A 17,132-nucleotide genomic window follows, 5' to 3' on the forward strand; every position below is an offset into this window, starting at 1 on the left:
AGGAGAATCTCCGCGAGACCTGGTCTCATCGGCGGGCCAGGGCACCGGAGAAGGGGACCCGATGGGCCGTCGTACTCGTTCTGCCTGGGGAGCCTCGGGGCTGGCACTGCTGACCGGGTTCACGCTGTGGGCGGCGATCCCGCACCCCGGAGCGGCCCGGCCGAGCTCGGCCACCTCGTCGCTCGCGGCCGAGGAGACCACGCCGACGGCCGGCACGGTACGGGTGGACCTGTCGCACAGCCTCGGCGCGTTCCCGTTCCGGCCGGGTCGCCAGCTCAGCGCGACCCCGAACAGCTGGAAGTACGGCACGACGACGAACGAGAAGCTCGGCGACCTCGGTCTCGCGCGGGCACGGGTCTGGCTGGAGTTCGACCAGGCGTACGACGTCGGGACCGGCACCCCTGAATACTCGAAGTGGTACGACTACCTCAGCGAGTACGCCTCACGGTCCAGCGACGGACTCGTCGTCGACTGGCGCTCGGACTACGACCCGCTCGTCACGAACGGCACGTTCACCCGCTCGGCGTTGTTCGCGGCCGAGCGTGACATGCTCGCCGACTACAAGAGGCACTTCCCGTCGATCAAGTACCTCGAGGCCGAGAACGAACCGCCGGACATCGCCGCGTACTACCCGAAATACAAGTTCATGTATCAGGTGGTGAACGCGGTCAACGCGATGGGCCTGCCCGGATCGGAGATCGAGATCGGCGGCCCGACCACGGACATCTTCTCGGTCGGCCGGATCGGTCAGTTCCTCGACCTGTACGCCGCCGACACCGACACGAACAAGCGGCTGGACTTCATCACCTACCACCAGTACCTGATCAACACGTCCGGCAGCGGCACGTGGGACGCCCCGAAGCAGAACCCGGCCGTCGTCTCCACCGAGCGCGCGCAGGTCGACTCGATGCTGACCGCCCGGAACCTGACCAGCCGGCCCGTCATGGTCACCGAGACCGGTGTCTTCCCCGGCTCCCGCGAGTCCGACCTGGGCCTGTCGGCCGACTACCACATACAGGCGGCGGCGCTGCCGTCACTGGACTACTACTACCTCGGCCAATCGTCGGTCACCCCGTTCGACTGGACGATCCACCACCCGGACAACGACCGGAAGAGCATGTTCGCCGACACCGACACGGGGATGGCGCGGCCGTACTACAACGCGATCCGGATGGAGTCGATGCTTCCCGGCACCCGCTACCAGGCCACCTCTGACGGCCTGAGCTCGAAGGGCATCGGTGTGTACGGCCTCGCGGCCGCCGATCCGGGCGAGGTCGCGGTCATGACCTGGAACTACCAGTGGACGCTCAGGACCGCCTACGACTCGAGGATCGTGCTGTCGAACTTCCCGGCCGCGTTCCTGAACTCCAACGTCCTGGTGACCCGCTACCGTATCGCCGACGACTCCGACACCGGCGAGCTGAACCCGGTGGAGCAGTTCGTGATCGGCCCGCGCGGATCGGGCGGATACACGAGCCAGACCCTCCCCCTCAACCCGAACGAACTGCGCCTGCTCGTCCTCACCCCGACCACGAAGCCGGTCGGCTGGCACTCCTGACGCCGCGGCTCGGCCGGGTTCCGGCTCGCCGCCGATCAGGGGGAGGTGAAGTCGGGCAGCCGCTCGCGGGCGACGGCGCGCAGCGCTTCGGCGTGTTCGGCGGGCACGCCGAAGTACGGCCAGCGCAGCCGCGTCCCGATCGTGCTCCAGCCGCCGATCGCGGCCAGCAGTTTGTCGAGTGCCGCGTTGCAGTACTCGTGCTGGAGCGGCTGAATGAACTCACCGAAGAACGCGTTCAGGCGTGCCTCGACGGACATCGCGTCGGGGAGGCCGTCGCGGATGGCCTGCCACCAGGCGACGGCGGCGCGCGGGTGCAGGCAGGCGACGTTGGAGTACGCGCCGGCCGCGCCACGGCGGTGGCCGGAGGCCAGATGGTGGCCCGGGACGAAGACGGAGACCCGCTCCATCACCGGGCGCATCGCCTCGTACCACGCGTCGTCGCCGTCGCCGACCTTGAGCCCGATGATCTCCGGGATCTCCTCGCACAGCCGCTGGTACCCGGCCGGAGTCAGCACACGCTTGGCGTGCGGAGGGTTGTACAGGACCAGGGGAACCGGTGCCGCCTCATCCGCGAGACGGCGCAGGAAGGCGACCGCCTCCCGGTCGGTGACGGTGAACCAGTCGGGGAGGATCACCTGAACGGCGTCGGGCGCGAGTTCCCGCGCGCGGCGAAGCCGGTCGAGGGCGACCTGCGGGCTGGGGTGGGCGCAGCCGATCTGGAACGGCATGCCCGCCGTTCGGCAGCGGGCGGCCACGAGTTCGGCGAGCCGGTCGACCTCCGCCTCGCTCTGCGTCCAGAACTCGGCGGCCGACCCACCCGTGTACACGCCGTCGACTCCGGCGCCGATGAGGTGGTCCAGCTGCTCGCCGACGTGCTCCCAGCGGAGGTCGTCGTCTTCGTCGATCGGCAGGAGCACGGTCGCCCAGGTGCCTGTGGGGGGTTTCATCGGACGTCAGCCTAGTGAAACGGTGCCGGCCGGGATGAGTGCGGCCGGCACCGTCCGCGCGTGTCAGGCGGTGCGGTCCGGGCCCTCGTTCGCCATGGCCCGCCACTCCCGGGGCGTCATCCCGTACGTGTCCTTGAAGACCCGGCTGAAGTGGGCGGCGCTCGCGAAGCCCCAGCGGAACGCGACCGCTTCGATGGTGCGGTGGGCCGAGGCCGGCCTCGTGAGGTCGCGCCGGCACATCTCGAGCCTGCGCCGTCTTATCCACGCGGCCGGGCTGGTGTCCTCCCGGGCGAAGAGCTTCTGGAGGTAGCGCGTCGACAGGCCATGCGCATGGGCCACCGCCGAGGGGGAGAGGCCAGGGGCGTCCAGGTGCCGCTCGATGTACTGCTTGATCTGTGCCAGCAGCGCGGTGCCGGGCGCGTCCTCCCGAAACGGCGTCGCCTGGCCGGCCCGCAGGGCGACCGCGGCTCTGATGAGCTCGGGGATGCCGCCGGCCAGCTCGGCGCGCGCGCTCTCGTGGTACGAACCCGCCTGCGCCGCGAGTCCGGTGAGGAAGGGCGACAGTAACCGGCCGAAGCCGTCGTCGCCGCGGAAGACCGTCGCCGTGGTCGCACGCATCGTGGACTCGGGCAGCGCGAGACTGCGCGCGGGGACCCGCAGGACGGTCATCGTGAAGGGGTCGTGAAAGCCGAGGGAGTACGGCCGGCTGGTGTCGTAGAAGGCGAAGTCTCCGGGGCGCAGCAACGCCTCGCGGCCATCCTGTGCCACCACGGAGCTGCCCGACGTCTGCAGGCTCAACAGGATCAACGGCTCGGACGAAGCGGAGATCAGGCGTGGTGTCCTGACCACTTCGCCGCCACCGGCACGTACGGAGCACAACCGCAGGTCGCCGAGATCGTCAACGCTCAGGCTCGCCACCACGGCCGGACCCTCGGCGGCGGAGATCCGCAGGCGTACCAGAGACTCGGCGACGATCTCGTGCCAGTAGTCCAGCCGTTCATCGGGAGGCCGGTCGCCGGTAGATCGGACGAGGGTCATCCGTACTCCGCTTCAAAACCTGTGCAACAGACAGTAAGCGCACCTTAGCGCGCCGCAGGGACGAAATGTGGTCTCCCAGGTGGGGACATCCGCCATTCCGTCGGTGCGCGCCGCGTCAAGTGTCCGGGCGCTTCTGGGCAAGGAGGCCGGGGCTCCGCCCGCTAGCGTGTCGGCTCATCATCAAACCCCCAGGTCATCGACCTGGAGTTGCTGACAGGCGGAAAGTCTCATGCCCACCCCCCGGTTCAAGGCCGCGGTCGTTCAGGCAGAGCCAGTCTGGTTGGACGTTCACGCTTCCACGGACAAGGCGATCGGTCTCATCGCTCAGGCCGCTCGGAACGGCGCCGGCCTCATCGCCTTTCCCGAGACGTGGATCCCCGGCTATCCGGCGTGGATCTGGAGCGGCTCGCCGCTGTGGGGAATGAAGTTCATCCCCCGCTATTACGAGAACTCGATCGTGGTCGGGGACGAACCGTTCACCCGGTTGGCCAAGGCGGCCGCCGAACACGGGATCACGGCCGTCGTCGGCGCCAGCGAACGCGACGGCGGATCGCTGTACATGGCGCAGTTCATCTTCGGCGCGCAGGGGGAAGTGATCGCGACCCGGCGCAAGCTCAAGCCGACGTCGGTCGAGCGCGGCGTCTTCGGCGAAGGCGACGGAAGCGACCTGGCCGTCCACGAGGTCGAGGGCATCGGCCGCCTCGGCGCGCTCAACTGCTGGGAACACCTGCAACCGCTGACGAAGTACGCGATGTACAGCATGAACGAGCAGGTGCACGTGGCGTCGTGGCCCAGCCTTGCCAAGAGTCGGTACACCTACCCGCTGTCCGACGAGGCCAGTATGCGGATCAGCCAGGTCTACGCGCTCGAAGGCGGCTGCTACGTACTCGCCGCCACGACGATGCTCGGCGAGCGCGGCCTGGACATGTTCGCCGAGGGAAACGAAGAACGGGTGCACTTCCTCTCCGGCGGAAGCGGCGGCTTCTCCCAGATATTCGCCCCCGACGGCCGCCCGGTCGGGACGACTCTGCCACCCGACGTCGAGGGACTCGTGTACGGCGAGATCGACCTCGGCGTGATCCCCCTCGTCAAGTCCCTGCAGGACCCTGCGGGGCACTACAGCCGTGGCGACGTGACCCGGCTGCTGTTCGATCCCCGGCCGCGTACGCCGGTGGTGAGGGCCCCGCTGACCGCCGGCGCCGGGTCGTCCTGCGACCAGGCCGGCGTGGAGTGGGACATCGACGAACAACGCCCCCCGGCCGAACCTGCCGCCGAGCCTCTCGCGCTGCCGGCCGTTCACCGAGACGCAAGCCCATGACGGGCTGGGTGGATGCGGCGAACTGGCTGCAGAAGTTGAGGGAGACCTTCCCGGACTGGGCGTTCCTGTACGACCCGTGGCAGAACACCTGGTCCGCACTGCGCGGCAAGAACGACCGCGTCACGGCGACCACCGCCATCGAGCTGAACGCGCTCCTGCGGGAAAAGCGGAAGAAGCACACATATGCATGAGTACGAGCCGCATGCGGAAGAGTCGTGCCCCCGGCCCCGGCCCACCCCGCTCTACGGAGCGGAGTTCGCCGCCGACCCGGGCCGCGTCTATGACCACCTGCGGGGGTACGGACAGGCCGCGCCGGTGGAGCTCGCGCCCGGCGTCCCGGCCACGCTCGTCCTGGGATACGAGGCCGCTCTCCACGTGCTCCGTGATCCCGAGGCGTTCCCCAAGGACCCGCGCCGATGGCAGCGGAACATTCCCCCGGACTGCCCGGTCCTGCCCCTCATGATGTACCGGCCGAACTGCCTGTACACCGACGGCGCCACGCACGCCCGACTTCGCCGAGCGGTGAACGACAGCCTGCAGCGCCTGGACGTGCACACGCTGCGCGAACAGGTCGAGCACAGCGCGGGCGAGCTCATCGCGCAGTTCGCGCATGACGGAGAGGCCGACCTGGTCACCCAGTACGCCAGGCCACTACCGATCCTGATCTTCAATCAGATGTTCGGCTGTCCCGGCCCGCTCGGCGAACGGCTCGCCGCGGGCGTGAAGGGAATCTTCGACGTCGTCGACGCCGAGAAGGCGTACGTGGAACTCGTCCAGTGCCTCATCGAACTCGTCGCGCTCAAACGCAGGAGGCCCGGCCAGGACGTCGCGTCCTGGCTGCTGCAGCACCCTGTCGGGCTGACGGACGAAGAGGCGATGTACCAGTTGGTCATCCTCATGGGCGCCGGAACCGAACCCGAACAGAACCTCATCGCGAACGCGCTGCACCTCCTGCTGTCCGACGACCGGTTCGCCGGCGACGTCTCCAGCGGCAGCCTCGCCGTCGACGACGCGCTGGATGAGGTCCTGTGGACCGACCCGCCGCTCGCCAACTTCGGCATCACCTACCCCGTACGGGACCTCACCCTGGCCGGCACCCATCTGCCCGCCGACCAGCCGGTCGTCGTGAGCTTCACCGCCGCGAACAACGACCCGGCCACATTCTCGGACCAGCGGGCCGGCAACCGCGCCCACCTGGCCTGGAGCGCCGGCCCGCACCGATGCCCCGCCCAGGGACACGCCCGCCTGATCGCCGCCATCGCGATCGAAAGGCTCCTCGACTCGCTGCCGGACATGGACCTGGCCATCCCCACCGACCGGCTGCAGTGGCGCCCCGGCCCCTTCCACCGCGCCCTCGACGCCCTGCCCGTCACCTTCCCGGCACTCCCGACCGGCCCCCCGGCCGAGCGCGGAATGTGGTGAACCCCCGTGTCGATCGGCGGAACACTCATGCCGCCTCGCCACCGTTCCGGGAGGTGAAGCTCAGGATGCGCTGCCAGGCGTCGGCGCACTCCCGTTCCCAGTCACGGAAGGCCACGTCGAAGAACGAGTGCGGAGCCCCGTCGTAGACGTGCATCTCATACTCCTTGCCGGCCTCGTCGAAGCCGGCCGCGAGCGCCTGGAATTCGGCCTGCGGGGTGGCGACGTCGTCGCCGGCCAGCAGCATCAGCAACGGCGCGGACAGCGTCGTAGTGGCGTCGCCGAAGAAACGGGGAGGCCCGTAGAAGCCGATCGCCCCGGCGAGATCCAGTCCGGTGGCGGCCTGCCGCCAGGAGTGCCCTCCGCCAAGGCAGAACCCAACGGTGAACACCGGGCCCGGGTGCTCCTCGCGTAGCCGTACGACGGCCGCCGCGACGTCGGCGTCGACATGGGGGGCCTCCAGCAACGCCATGTGCGTCATCGGATCGAAGGAGTCATCGCGTGGCAGGGTGCCCGCGCTGCGCCCGTAGAAGTCGATGACCATGGTGTGGAAGCCGGCCTCGGCGAACCGATGGGCCAGGGCCTCGTAGAACGGATGCAGTCCACGAACGTCGGGGAGGATGACGACGTTCCGTCCGTTCGGAACGGTGGGAGTCGCACGGTAGGCGTTCAGGCGGTTGCCGTCGTCTGCCGTGATCTCCAGGTGTCCATGTTCGGCGACCTCTCCGGTGACCACGGGTGAGGCGGGTGGGCGGCCGTCGACCGAATGGCACATGATTGATCTCTTCCGTTCCGTGGCGTTCGTACGGATCAGAGATTGCCGATGAGCCCGCCATGTCATCCAGATCCCACTCTTACGGGTACTGGCAGGGCCACCTTCCATTCGTCGACGCTGGGCATAATGACGGTCATGATGCATCGAGGGGAGCTCGGGGTATTTCTGCGTACGAGACGTGCCCGGGTGACTCCGCAGAGCGCCGGCCTACCTGGTGGCTCGCGGCGCCGGGTTCCCGGGCTGCGACGGGAGGAACTCGCACAACTCGCCGGGATCAGCGTCGAGTACTACCAGCGGCTGGAGCAGGGCCGGGCGACCCGACCTTCGCGCGAGGTCCTAGACGCGATCGCGTGCGCACTCGGCCTCTCGGAGGTAGAGCGCGCCCATCTGGACTCCCTGCGCCGCGTCGCGGCCCATTCAGCCGACCAGGCGGCCGGCGCGCCACGCCCACAACTGCGACGCATGCTCTCCCTGATGGACGGCATCCCGGCATTGATCATCAATGACTACTTCGAGGTGCTGGCCGCCAACTCGCTCGCCACCCGCCTGCTCATCGATGTCACGACCGCGAAGAGTGGGACGCACAACCTCGCCCGCTACCTCTTTCTCGACCCTGGCGCACGTGATTTCTACGTGGAATGGGACGAGGTCGCCGCCGCCACTGCCGGGCAGATGCGTCTGTCGGCAGGCCAGTACCCCCGTGACCCCCAATTGGCGGCATTGATCGCGGAATTGACGACGTACAGCGAGGATTTTCGCGCACTGTGGAACGCGGGAAACGTCGAGCAGCGCTCCTCCGGAGTCAAAAGCCTCCGTCATCCGGCCCTCGGAGTGTTGCGGTTGCGATATCAGAACTTCGTGCCGGTGGACGAAACACGCCACCGACTGGTCACCCTCATCCCGGATGAAAAGAGCGCAACCGAGGTGCGGCTCCTTCGCGCCTGGGCCGCACCCGTCACGACCGGACCGACCCAAGGCCCGGACAGGGCCGCGGTGGGACCGCCGGCCGATCTCTAGGAGCCCGGCGGTCCCACCGCGCGCCCGGTGCCGGTGGTCCTCAGCCGACGAGGTTCGCCGCGGAGACGGAGATCGCCGCCTCTTCGGCCTGGTCGGTGCCCATGGCGCGAGCCAGCTTGCGGTACGGCGCGGCCTCGTCGGCGCGGCCGCGCCGTTCGAGCGTGCGGGCCAGCGCCTCATGCGCCCAGCCGTTCGCGGGGTCCAGCTCGATCAGCCGCCGGAAGGTCTGCTCCGCGCGGCCCAGCTGCGCGCTGTGGAAGTAGGCCCGCCCGAGCAGTTCGACGGCCGCCCGGTTGTCCGGCTCGTTCTCGACGATCGGGACGAGGATGCGGCCCGCCTCGGCGTAGTCCCGGGCGTCGAAGAACATCTGTCCGCGCTGGTACTCCTCGTAGGTCATCGGAGTCCTTCCATCGATGGCGCCCGCACCGTCGGACGCTGGGCCCCATAACGCCCGCACCGGTCGCCGTCTTCCCGCCGGCCAGAGAGGGGCGTACGACCAGCGGAAACGAGCGGTATCGAAACCTCAGGGCCCTAAGGGCGGCGGTCCTTCGGTCGTTCAGGACGGAGCGTGCGCACCTCGCCCAGCGCGTCGACCAGCCGTTGGGGCAGCGGCGTGGTTCCCGTCCCGTCCGACGCGACCGCTACGTAGACCACGCAGCCGGTCGCGGTGATGTCTCCGTCCCGGCGGAACGCGAAGTCCAGCGTGAAGCTCTTCCTTCCGATCCGCGCCGTGCTGATGAGCACGTCCGGCCGGTCGGCGTACCGGATCGGAGCCTTCCAGTCGATCTCCGCGTGTGCGACGTGCACGTCCATGCCCAACTCCGGCCAGGTGGCGTACGGCAGTCCGCGGGTGATGAAGAAGCCGTCCACCGCCTCGTCCACGTAGGCCAGGTACCACATGTTGAACATGACTCCCTGGCCGTCGATCTCGTAGAAGCGCGGTGCGAAACTCTTCGCGTACACCTCCCCACCAGGGACTGGAACGGCGGCCCGTGGCTCGCTCTGTGTCATGGTTCCTCTCTCTGACGAGCGGTGACGCACCAGGCGCGGGAGTCGAACCAGACACCGTCGCCGCTCATGTGCGTGGAAAGCGCCTCGCGCAGCCGCTCGAGCGCACGGGTCGCCGCGGCGGGGTCCAGTCTTTTCAGGGCTTCGGTGGTGCTGGTGAAGCCGCAGACCCAGTCGAGGGCGCGGTTCACGTCCGGGCCGTAGGAGATGGGCTCACGGACGTCGGTGAGGGTGATGCCGACGAACCCGGCCTCCGTCAGGATCCTCTTCACCGTCACGGGATCGGCCAATGAGAACGGGTCCGGTCCCGCGGAAGGCACGGCCATTGATGCCTCGGGTCCCGTGAGGGCTTGACGAGTCGCGACTTCCCACTCGTTGTGCTCACGCGCCTGCCAGACCATCATCACCAAACGCCCGCTCCGGCGGAGTGCCCGCCTGATATTGGCGAACGCGGCGACCGGCTCGTCGAAGAACATCGTGCCGAACCTACTGATCGCAAGGTCGAAGTGTCCCTGGGTGAAGCGGTGGAGTCGCGCGTCGGCGTGCTCGAAGGTCACGTTGTCCAGGCCTTCCGCGCGTGCGAGTTCACAGGCGCGCTCGACGGCGGCCGCGGAGATGTCGATTCCGTGCGCGCTGCCGGCCCTGGCCGTGCGCGCGGCGTCCCGGGTCGTCTGCCCGGTCCCGCATCCGATGTCGAGGACATGATCGCGTGACTGTACGCCACAGGCCCGGCGCAGTACTTCGTTGTACAGCCGCAGTTCGGAGTCGTAGTCGGTGCTCATGGGCCGCTTTCGATTACTTCGCGTATCTTGCCCTCTGGGGTCTGAGGCTCGATGCTGGTCAGCGCCCAAGTCGCTCCAGCGGACTCCCACGGGCGAACGTCGGCTCCGGGCGGCACCTCCACGACCAGATCGAATGGATCCTCGCAACTGGTTCGTGCGTGGCTTATTTCCTGCGCGATCTCCGCAAGCTGTTCAGTTCCCGGCAGATCGATCGGGAACAGGCCATCCCACCGGGCCGCACGTCGGAGCGGCCGTCGGTTCGGCCACTTCGCCGCGACCCAGACGGGAATCCGCGGGCGCTGAACCGGAAGCGGATGGAAATCCCCGCGCCAGTACCCGTCCAGTCGCTCCAGTCCGTCATCCAGCATGCGCGCCTGCTCACGCGGGTCGGTGACCTCTCCGAACGCCTCGAAGTCATCAGCGTTGCCGAGCCCTACCCCCAGCGTCAGACGGCCGTTGCTGAGATGGTCCAGGGTGATCGTTTCTCGGGCGACCTTCTGGACCCGCCTCCGGGACAGCGGAGTGATCATCGGCCCGAGCCGGAGGGTGTCGGTCGCCAACGCGATGGCGCTCAGCGCCACCCACGGGTCGGCGACGGCGCGACCCGTGGGCGGATAGGCGATCCGATCCCACAGGAACAGGCCGTCCCACCCACGTGACTCAGCCAGCGTTGCGAGCTCTACCAGCAGACGCGGATCGGCCAGACGGTCGAACGGCGCCAAGTACAGTCCCCGATGCACGGTGCGTCCTTTCTCCATTGGGCATGGGGACCACGCTAGGCAGGCAATGTCATCGCGAAAAGCGATAAATTCCGATCATTGCAATCGGGGTTCGCGATGATAATGCTAATCTGACGCCCGTGTCCGACGTGGAACTTCGCTATCTGGCCGCCATGGCGGCGGTGGTCGACGAAGGCTCGTTCGGCAGGGCGGCGAGCCGGTTGGGGTACACCCAGTCCACGGTGAGCCAGCAGATCGCCGCGCTGGAGAAGGCCGTGGGGGGCGCGGTCTTCGCCCGGCCGGGCGGCCCCAAGCCGGTACGGCTCACCCCTCTCGGGTCCGTCGTCCTGGCCAAGGGCCGTGAGCTGCTGGCCGCGGCGACAGACCTGGCCGATGCCGTTGAGCGGTTCAAGGCCGGCGATGGCCGAATTGACATCGGCACACTGCAGAGCGTGACCAGCGTGATCCTGTCGGTCGTACTCCGCCGCCTGCGCGAGCAGTACTCCGGCTGCGATATCAGGCTGTCGGAGGAAGAGCCCGAACAACCGCAGACGGACGATCTCGACCTGTTGTTCTACGATCGCCGCGTCGAGGGCGACGTCGAGCACCTGCGTCTGCTCGACGACCCCTACCTGCTGGTCGCCCGCCGCGGCGACTTTCCCGAAGGCCCGGTTCGGGTGACACAGCTCGACGGCTTGCCCATGGTGGCCTGGCCGGCGACCTGCGACCAACCCCGGGTGGAGGAGGCTCTGATACGACGCGGCGTACGGCCCCATATCGTGTTCCGCACCGCAAGCAACGAAGCGCTACTGGCCATGGTCCGAGCCGGGATGGGTCCGGCCGTGCTGCCGTGGCTGGCCTTGTACGGCGCCGGCGCCTGGGCCGATGACCGGCTCCGCGTACATCACCTGCAGCCGGCGCCCTCACCGCGGGAGATTTACCTCTGCTGGCAGGAGGGACGCAGCCATTCCCCGCTGGCGGCGCGAGCGATCGAGATCACCGTAGAGCTCGCCGCCGACCTCAAAAAGCGAATGCCGTGAATGATTCCCGCCCGGGTCACCCGCCGCCCTGGGGCGCCGGATTCGGCACGTGCTTGACAGGCTTTCAACCGGTCTTTAGCGTCGTGAGCACATATCGAACAGCGTCCGAAATATCGAACAAGGTGTCACTCTGTCGTGCGTTCGATTGGACGGACCTCGCCCGGATCGGGGGCGGGCGGTGAATGTGCATCTTCGTGATGCATGGCCCTAGGGAAATGGCCTGAGAAAGGAACACCCGTGCTCACCCGCCTGTTCAAGACTCGGCTCGTCGGCTTAACGGCGATGGTCGGGCTGTTGGCCTCGCTCTCGGCACCCGCCGTCGAGGCAGCCTCCAAACCGGACATCACCAAGGAGCAGTTCGGCGCGCTCTCTGACGGCACCAAAGTGTGGCGTTACACGCTGACCAGTGGTGTTCTGCGTGTCCGGATCATCACGTACGGCGGAATCGTGCAGCAGCTCGACGCGCCGGATCGGCACGGTCACCGTGCCAACGTGGTTCTCGGGTTTCCCGACCTGAACGACTACGTCACCAAGAACAACCCCGGTCCGTACTTCGGCGCGCTCATCGGCCGGTACGCGAACCGGATCGCCAAGGGCACGTTCACGCTCGATGGCAAGACCTACCACCTACCGATCAACAACGACCCCAATAGTCTGCACGGCGGCACGAAGGGCTTCGACACCAAGGTCTGGACCGCCACACCCGACCGGACCGGCGACGGCGTGTCGCTGCGCCTCGATCTCACAAGCCCGGACGGTGACATGGGATACCCCGGTACCGTGGCGGCGTCCGTGACGTACACGCTGATCCGTAACCAGTTGCGCATCGACTACCGGGCCACCACCGACAAGCCCACGATCGTCAACCTGACCAACCACTCATACTGGAACCTGGCCGGTGAGGGCACGGGCAGCATCTACGCGGACAAGCTGCAGATCAACGCGAGCCACTTCACACCGGTGGACTCCACCCTCATCCCGACCGGCCAGATCGCCTCGGTCGCCCGCACTCCGATGGACTTCCGGCGACCGACGGAGATCGGAGCCCGTATCCGCGACAACTTCCAGCAGCTCGCCTACGGTCAGGGCTACGACCACAACTGGGTGCTGGACGGATCGGGCTTCCGCCCGGCCGCCCGCGTCATCGAGCCGGGCAGCGGCCGGGTCCTGAGCATCGCCACCGATCAGCCGGGCATCCAGTTCTACTCCGGGAACTTCCTGGACGGCACGCTGTACGGCACGAGCGGTCACTCGTACCGGCAGGGTGACGGGCTCGCGCTGGAGACTCAGCACTTCCCCGACTCCCCGAACCACCCCGACTTCCCCTCGACCGTGCTCCGCCCCGGGCAGACCTACCGGACGGCCACGACCTTCACCTTCTCGGCCCGCTGAGTGGACGTTCCGGGCCGGCATGCGGCCGACCCGGAACCATCGTCTCGCCTACGAGACGCGTAACCGAGTGGTGTCGCCGGTCACGGCGTACGAGTCTTCCGACGTCGGCGGCGTATCGACGCACTACTTGGTGCCAGGCCGAGGATGAATACAGGGGACTTCGCCGACTTCACGAACTCAACGATCGACGTTCCATTCGTCACCGAGCCGCCATTCGCCGCGGCAAGTTCGGTGTCGGCGAACAGCCTCTGAACCCGGTCCCATATCGGTGACCGGAGGTCGGTTGCCTCCTCGAGGCTCGACGCCACCGGCAGCCGGTCGAATCTGCGCTTCCAGACCTCCTGGTCAGTGCGCCAGCCGGTAACGAAGGAGAGGCAGTCCTGGGGAGTGATGCGGGCGAGGCGCTGACCGGCGGCGTTGACGGCGGTACGTGCGGCGGCGACCTGCGGCGTGTTTCGCGGGTCTTGGCCAAGCCGTTCGGCGATACCTTCAATGAAGGCGGTTCTCCATTTGATCGCCTGCTCCCAGTAGGCCTCTGTGTACGCCGTCCGAGACGATCCCGTATGCAAGAGTCGGAAGAGACCCTCGGCAATGAGATCGCCGAACTCCTCCTTGACCGCACGAGAGGGATCCGTGAAGGGATCATAAGGTAGTTGCGATATCCAGTCTGAGACGGCTAGGGAACGATCCGCGACGGCATCATGCAGATAGAGCCAGTCCTCGTTGTAGATGGACGGGTAGAAGGCGCTGTGTTCGGGCAATTTCACCGCCAGCCCCCCTCCTCCTACGAAGACGTGTTGCGGTCCACCGGCGAGACGGTACGCATGACCGACGACCGAGTTGTCCGGAAATTCTGGAACCTGAAATCCCACCGTGCGGTAGCGTTCGGTCAGCTCTGCTGCTCGTCCAAGCATCGACGGATTAATCGCTCCGATGTCATCGTCAAGGAAAATAATTTTTTCCCAGCCGGCCATCCGGGCGATGATGAGGCCCAGATTGCGCTTCCCAGCGATATCCACGACCTTGAATTGCTCGCTTCTCGAAAAGGGATAGCGTTCGCCGGCTGACTGCAGCCAGCCGTGCTCGCGGTTCGGCATCACCTCCAGCACGTGAAGGTCGCCTGGTGGTAGCGACTTTGAAAGCGCTAGATCCACCATGCTTTTCTGGCCTTCGCCGCAAAGGACCACGAGGGGGGTCTCGACCAGGGTGGCCAGGGCTCCGACGCCGTGGAGGTAATCAGGTCGCACCGTGGGAACGATGATGCCATCGAACCTCGTATAATTGCCTGGCCCAAATGCAGGGTATTCCAACAATGCGTTGTGTGATGCCACGTGAAATTCGCTCAGGTCGTCAGTGATTCCGGAATGTGAGATCGCGTGCTCAACCGCCCCATTCAGTTTCGCGCGCTCATAGGGTGACTCCGGGTGCTTCGCCGGAAGGACAGAGTGGTCGTGGGGCGCGACGGCAGTTGTGGCCGGCCTGGACGTGGGGGGCGAAATGATTTCCGGGGTATCGGCCGTGGGCGGCAGCTTCGCATCCTTATTCAGAATGCTCGCAATGCTCTGCCCGCCGTTGTCCACAATGCCGGTCCCGTCGCCGAGGGCCGGCCTGGGATCGTGATGGTCCAGCGGGCGTTCGGCGGCGTCGGCATGTGCGGCGGCAGCGCTTGAGGCCAAGTGATCGGGCGTGCCGGCCGTGGCGGCGCTGGATACGTCGGCGAGGTCAGTGGGCCGCATGATGTCGCGCAGGTACCTGATGCCCTCACCGCCGGCGCTGATTGAGGCCATGGCGATTCCGGTTCGCCAGGCGTGCTCGAGGTCCCAGCCGTGTCCGGTCATCTTGCTGGTGGCCGCGATCGCTCCGGTGCTGACGCTCCAGCCGACTATGAAGCGGGACAGTATGCCGGTGGCGCCTTTTGACTCCATCATGGTGGCCAGGCCGGCGGTGGCCGGTCCCCGGCGTAGCAGTGCAGGCAGAGCCGCTCTCGCACCACCCATCAGCCCGCCCAGTATCAGGCCCTGTCCGAGCGCTCCGCCCAGCTCGCTCCAGTCAAAACGACCGCTGCGGAACTGCTGATCGAGCGCGTCCGAGCCGACAGAAAAGAGCCCGCCGACCACGGCTTCGAACAACAGCCGCACGATGATCTGCAGTGCCTGGCCTTCCAGCCGGATCAACGACAACGCCACACCGAGCCAGGCCTGGACGGGCGGGCCGAGCGTGCTGACCGCGAACATCAACCCCACTGCGAACATCGCTGAGGCAACGAAATGCCGCTGGGCGGTGATGATCGCATCGGCGGATGCTCGGCAGTAGGCGGCGAGCTCATCACAACGCTGTTTCAGATCCGTCAGCAGTCCGTCCGGCCCGTGCAACGTCCGCGCGGCGTTCCCGAACGCCTCGGTCGCATCCCCGAACCCGTTGCTGGTCACCTTCCCGGCGTGCTCGGCAACCTCGTCTTTCAGCGCATCGATGACCCGAGACAATACAGCTGCGGTATCCGCCAGCCGCGCCACCGCCGCCACATTCCCATCAGGCCATGCAAATCCCAATCCCACCTGCTCAAAAAGCCACAACGCCTGACGCACAATATCCGGCGCCGGTGAACTCGACGGTAGCCCGCCCTCGACCGGAGGCAACCGATACTCACCCCCACCCGACGCCACACCGGCAAAAAAATCGGCCAGCGCCGGCAGGCTCCGGCCACCACCCAACTCATCGACGATCGCCGTATCGGCCGCGGTATACCGGCGGCCGGCAGCGACCAGACCCGCCCCCATCCGCTGCAACGAATCCACCATCGCAGGCAGGTCCTTCAACAACCCATCCCGCCGCTGCGTAAATCCCATCGCGCCTGCGGCCGGATCCCCCTCGAACAACCCCCGGCCCAAATAATCGCTACCGAACGCTTGTCCGCCCATCGCCTGACAGAACATATCGATTCCATCGGCCAAACGGGCGGCGGCCTCATCGATACCGCGCCCCGCCCGCAGCCACATTTCAGGCACGATGTGCAGGCGCTCGAATGCTGCTGTCAACACACTGTCCTGGCTGTGGGGGTGGCTCTCCGAGCCGGCGTGGCTGGACGGGCCGTAGCGCCCGCCGGCCATCTGTCGGTTCGGACGGGTCGGCCCTCGATGTCGACGTTGATGATGCCGAAGAAGTTGATGTTGTCGCCGTGGCTAGGGAATATGCGGGCGAGTAGTTCGTCCCCCATCGACCAGCGCTTCCGAGCGAGGGTTTGGTACTTGGTCGTCCAAGCCGCCAGGCAATTGGCTAAAAAGGTCAAACGCCACGCCTGCTCGCTCTGATCGGTCAGGTCGGCTTGGTGGCCGTACCCTGGCGGGCAATAGTACAGGTCGCGACGCGGCGCGTACAGGCTCTCGCCTTTGTCGAGCCGGCGCGATTCGCGGTATTGCTGCCGCATCTGAACGAGCGGCAGCGGCCGTTGGCGGCCGAGGGCCGGTTGTTGAGGCAATGAGGCGTATGGGCTGTTGTACGAGCGACGGTTGGGTCTGCGCTCGGGGGGTCACCCGTGATGTTCTGCGTGTCCCTGGGAACTGCGGCGCGGTCGCGGGCGGCGCGGGATCTCTTGGAGTTCGGCGGCGAGCCCCTCAACATCACGGACCCGGCCCGGTGCGGGCCGTCCGTCGACGTGCGTAAGGGCGTGCCTCGCTCGTCGACTCATGCGGACAGGTCCGATGGTCCTCACCGTGGTTCTCATGGACCCGGCCGTCGACAAGCTCGCCGCCTTCTTTGGGGAAAGCCCGTGTCAGGGATGGCTCAGCCCGCGCTCGCCGCGCTCCAGGTCCTCGTCGTCGGCCTCGATGATGTCGACGACGGCATCTTCCATGTTGCTGGTGCCGTACAGCTCGTACGCCTTTTCGAGCGAGGTGGCGTAGACGTTGTCGTAGTAGGTGCGGCCCTCTTTTGTACGGGTCCGCTTCGAGAACGCGATCTTCGGCTGCTCCACCATTTCTCCAACCTACCTGCGGAGGGCGTGCACACCTTCCCATTCCCCCTGACGGGGCCAGCCGGCCAGCCCTCTATTCACGACGCGGCCGTCTATTCGGGCACCGATGGTTGAAAAGTTATGCACCATGCCGCATACCCCTGATGGCC

The 17,132-nt window shown here is 67.1% G+C and carries 17 protein-coding genes; 7 read left to right on the forward strand and 10 right to left on the reverse strand.

Annotated features, from left to right (window positions below; translation table 11 throughout):
- Positions 1 to 61 precede the first annotated feature (61 nt).
- Positions 62 to 1,558, forward strand: a complete 1,497-nt coding sequence (locus tag ACQEV1_RS08340; protein ID WP_433392776.1) for a hypothetical protein — start codon at positions 62 to 64, stop codon at positions 1,556 to 1,558.
- Between the two features lie 35 nt (positions 1,559 to 1,593).
- On the opposite strand, the gene ACQEV1_RS08345 is transcribed toward ACQEV1_RS08340, so the two are convergent.
- Positions 1,594 to 2,505, reverse strand: coding sequence for a dihydrodipicolinate synthase family protein (locus ACQEV1_RS08345; protein WP_433392778.1), 912 nt, complete (start codon positions 2,503 to 2,505; stop codon positions 1,594 to 1,596).
- A 63-nt stretch (positions 2,506 to 2,568) separates the two neighbouring features.
- A complete protein-coding gene (locus ACQEV1_RS08350) occupies positions 2,569 to 3,543 on the reverse strand; it encodes a helix-turn-helix domain-containing protein (RefSeq protein ID WP_285621476.1) in 975 nt (324 codons plus the stop codon).
- Between the two features lie 229 nt (positions 3,544 to 3,772).
- Between ACQEV1_RS08350 and ACQEV1_RS08355 the strand changes: the two genes are divergently transcribed.
- The 3 genes from ACQEV1_RS08355 to ACQEV1_RS08365 are packed head-to-tail and all read left to right on the forward strand — an operon-like array spanning position 3,773 to position 6,283.
- A complete protein-coding gene (locus ACQEV1_RS08355; protein WP_433392780.1) occupies positions 3,773 to 4,861 on the forward strand; it encodes a carbon-nitrogen hydrolase family protein in 1,089 nt (362 codons plus the stop codon).
- Positions 4,858 to 5,052, forward strand: a complete 195-nt coding sequence (locus tag ACQEV1_RS08360) for a hypothetical protein (RefSeq protein WP_285621471.1) — start codon at positions 4,858 to 4,860, stop codon at positions 5,050 to 5,052. Before ACQEV1_RS08355 ends, ACQEV1_RS08360 begins: the two co-directional genes overlap by 4 nt.
- The gene (locus tag ACQEV1_RS08365) at positions 5,045 to 6,283 is read left to right on the forward strand and encodes a cytochrome P450 (RefSeq protein ID WP_433392783.1); all 1,239 of its coding nucleotides are present in this window, start codon (positions 5,045 to 5,047) and stop codon (positions 6,281 to 6,283) included. The genes ACQEV1_RS08360 and ACQEV1_RS08365 overlap by 8 nt, the downstream gene beginning before the upstream one ends.
- Before the next feature lie 25 nt (positions 6,284 to 6,308).
- On the opposite strand, the gene ACQEV1_RS08370 is transcribed toward ACQEV1_RS08365, so the two are convergent.
- Complete coding sequence (locus tag ACQEV1_RS08370) at positions 6,309 to 7,055, reverse strand: dienelactone hydrolase family protein (RefSeq protein ID WP_433392785.1); 747 nt, start codon at positions 7,053 to 7,055, stop codon at positions 6,309 to 6,311.
- Between the two features lie 126 nt (positions 7,056 to 7,181).
- Between ACQEV1_RS08370 and ACQEV1_RS08375 the strand changes: the two genes are divergently transcribed.
- The gene (locus ACQEV1_RS08375; RefSeq protein ID WP_433392787.1) at positions 7,182 to 8,072 is read left to right on the forward strand and encodes a helix-turn-helix transcriptional regulator; all 891 of its coding nucleotides are present in this window, start codon (positions 7,182 to 7,184) and stop codon (positions 8,070 to 8,072) included.
- A gap of 40 nt (positions 8,073 to 8,112) precedes the next feature.
- Here ACQEV1_RS08375 and ACQEV1_RS08380 read toward each other — a convergent pair whose 3' ends face one another.
- From ACQEV1_RS08380 to ACQEV1_RS08395, 4 genes are all read right to left on the reverse strand, one after another.
- On the reverse strand, positions 8,113 to 8,469 hold the full coding sequence (locus ACQEV1_RS08380) for a tetratricopeptide repeat protein (protein WP_285621462.1): 357 nt from the start codon (positions 8,467 to 8,469) through the stop codon (positions 8,113 to 8,115).
- A gap of 134 nt (positions 8,470 to 8,603) precedes the next feature.
- Complete coding sequence (locus tag ACQEV1_RS08385; protein WP_433392789.1) at positions 8,604 to 9,035, reverse strand: acyl-CoA thioesterase; 432 nt, start codon at positions 9,033 to 9,035, stop codon at positions 8,604 to 8,606.
- A gap of 44 nt (positions 9,036 to 9,079) precedes the next feature.
- The gene (locus tag ACQEV1_RS08390; RefSeq protein ID WP_433392791.1) at positions 9,080 to 9,931 is read right to left on the reverse strand and encodes a class I SAM-dependent methyltransferase; all 852 of its coding nucleotides are present in this window, start codon (positions 9,929 to 9,931) and stop codon (positions 9,080 to 9,082) included.
- Positions 9,859 to 10,602 (reverse strand): LLM class flavin-dependent oxidoreductase, encoded by a 744-nt coding sequence (locus ACQEV1_RS08395; RefSeq protein WP_433392793.1) that lies wholly within the window; start codon positions 10,600 to 10,602, stop codon positions 9,859 to 9,861. The genes ACQEV1_RS08390 and ACQEV1_RS08395 overlap by 73 nt, the downstream gene beginning before the upstream one ends.
- Before the next feature lie 119 nt (positions 10,603 to 10,721).
- Between ACQEV1_RS08395 and ACQEV1_RS08400 the strand changes: the two genes are divergently transcribed.
- Positions 10,722 to 11,621, forward strand: a complete 900-nt coding sequence (locus ACQEV1_RS08400; RefSeq protein ID WP_433392795.1) for a LysR family transcriptional regulator — start codon at positions 10,722 to 10,724, stop codon at positions 11,619 to 11,621.
- Positions 11,622 to 11,858: 237 nt separating this feature from the next.
- A complete protein-coding gene (locus tag ACQEV1_RS08405) occupies positions 11,859 to 13,013 on the forward strand; it encodes an aldose epimerase family protein (RefSeq protein WP_433392797.1) in 1,155 nt (384 codons plus the stop codon).
- 80 nt (positions 13,014 to 13,093) lie between these two features.
- Here ACQEV1_RS08405 and ACQEV1_RS08410 read toward each other — a convergent pair whose 3' ends face one another.
- The 3 genes from ACQEV1_RS08410 to ACQEV1_RS08420 form a co-directional block, all read right to left on the reverse strand.
- Positions 13,094 to 16,048, reverse strand: a complete 2,955-nt coding sequence (locus ACQEV1_RS08410; protein WP_433392799.1) for a hypothetical protein — start codon at positions 16,046 to 16,048, stop codon at positions 13,094 to 13,096.
- Positions 16,045 to 16,437: a Tn3 family transposase gene (locus tag ACQEV1_RS08415; protein ID WP_433392801.1), complete on the reverse strand. Its 393-nt coding sequence runs from the start codon at positions 16,435 to 16,437 to the stop codon at positions 16,045 to 16,047. The genes ACQEV1_RS08410 and ACQEV1_RS08415 overlap by 4 nt, the downstream gene beginning before the upstream one ends.
- Positions 16,438 to 16,782: 345 nt before the next feature.
- On the reverse strand, positions 16,783 to 16,986 hold the full coding sequence (locus ACQEV1_RS08420; protein ID WP_285621437.1) for a hypothetical protein: 204 nt from the start codon (positions 16,984 to 16,986) through the stop codon (positions 16,783 to 16,785).
- Between the last annotated feature and the right edge of the window lie 146 nt (positions 16,987 to 17,132).

Origin of the sequence: Actinoallomurus sp. CA-142502, from assembly GCF_050936355.1 — a bacterium.
In the GTDB taxonomy this organism is placed as follows: Bacteria; Actinomycetota; Actinomycetes; order Streptosporangiales; family Streptosporangiaceae; genus Actinoallomurus; species Actinoallomurus iriomotensis.

Coding starts and splice junctions, on each gene's coding strand:
- ACQEV1_RS08340 (WP_433392776.1), top strand. CDS start 62: ATGGGCCGTCGTACTCGTTCTGCCTGGGGAGCCTCGGGGCTGGCACTG.
- ACQEV1_RS08345 (WP_433392778.1), bottom strand. CDS start 2,505: ATGAAACCCCCCACAGGCACCTGGGCGACCGTGCTCCTGCCGATCGAC.
- ACQEV1_RS08350 (WP_285621476.1), bottom strand. CDS start 3,543: ATGACCCTCGTCCGATCTACCGGCGACCGGCCTCCCGATGAACGGCTG.
- ACQEV1_RS08355 (WP_433392780.1), top strand. CDS start 3,773: ATGCCCACCCCCCGGTTCAAGGCCGCGGTCGTTCAGGCAGAGCCAGTC.
- ACQEV1_RS08360 (WP_285621471.1), top strand. CDS start 4,858: ATGACGGGCTGGGTGGATGCGGCGAACTGGCTGCAGAAGTTGAGGGAG.
- ACQEV1_RS08365 (WP_433392783.1), top strand. CDS start 5,045: ATGCATGAGTACGAGCCGCATGCGGAAGAGTCGTGCCCCCGGCCCCGG.
- ACQEV1_RS08370 (WP_433392785.1), bottom strand. CDS start 7,055: ATGTGCCATTCGGTCGACGGCCGCCCACCCGCCTCACCCGTGGTCACC.
- ACQEV1_RS08375 (WP_433392787.1), top strand. CDS start 7,182: ATGACGGTCATGATGCATCGAGGGGAGCTCGGGGTATTTCTGCGTACG.
- ACQEV1_RS08380 (WP_285621462.1), bottom strand. CDS start 8,469: ATGACCTACGAGGAGTACCAGCGCGGACAGATGTTCTTCGACGCCCGG.
- ACQEV1_RS08415 (WP_433392801.1), bottom strand. CDS start 16,437: ATGCGGCAGCAATACCGCGAATCGCGCCGGCTCGACAAAGGCGAGAGC.
- ACQEV1_RS08420 (WP_285621437.1), bottom strand. CDS start 16,986: ATGGTGGAGCAGCCGAAGATCGCGTTCTCGAAGCGGACCCGTACAAAA.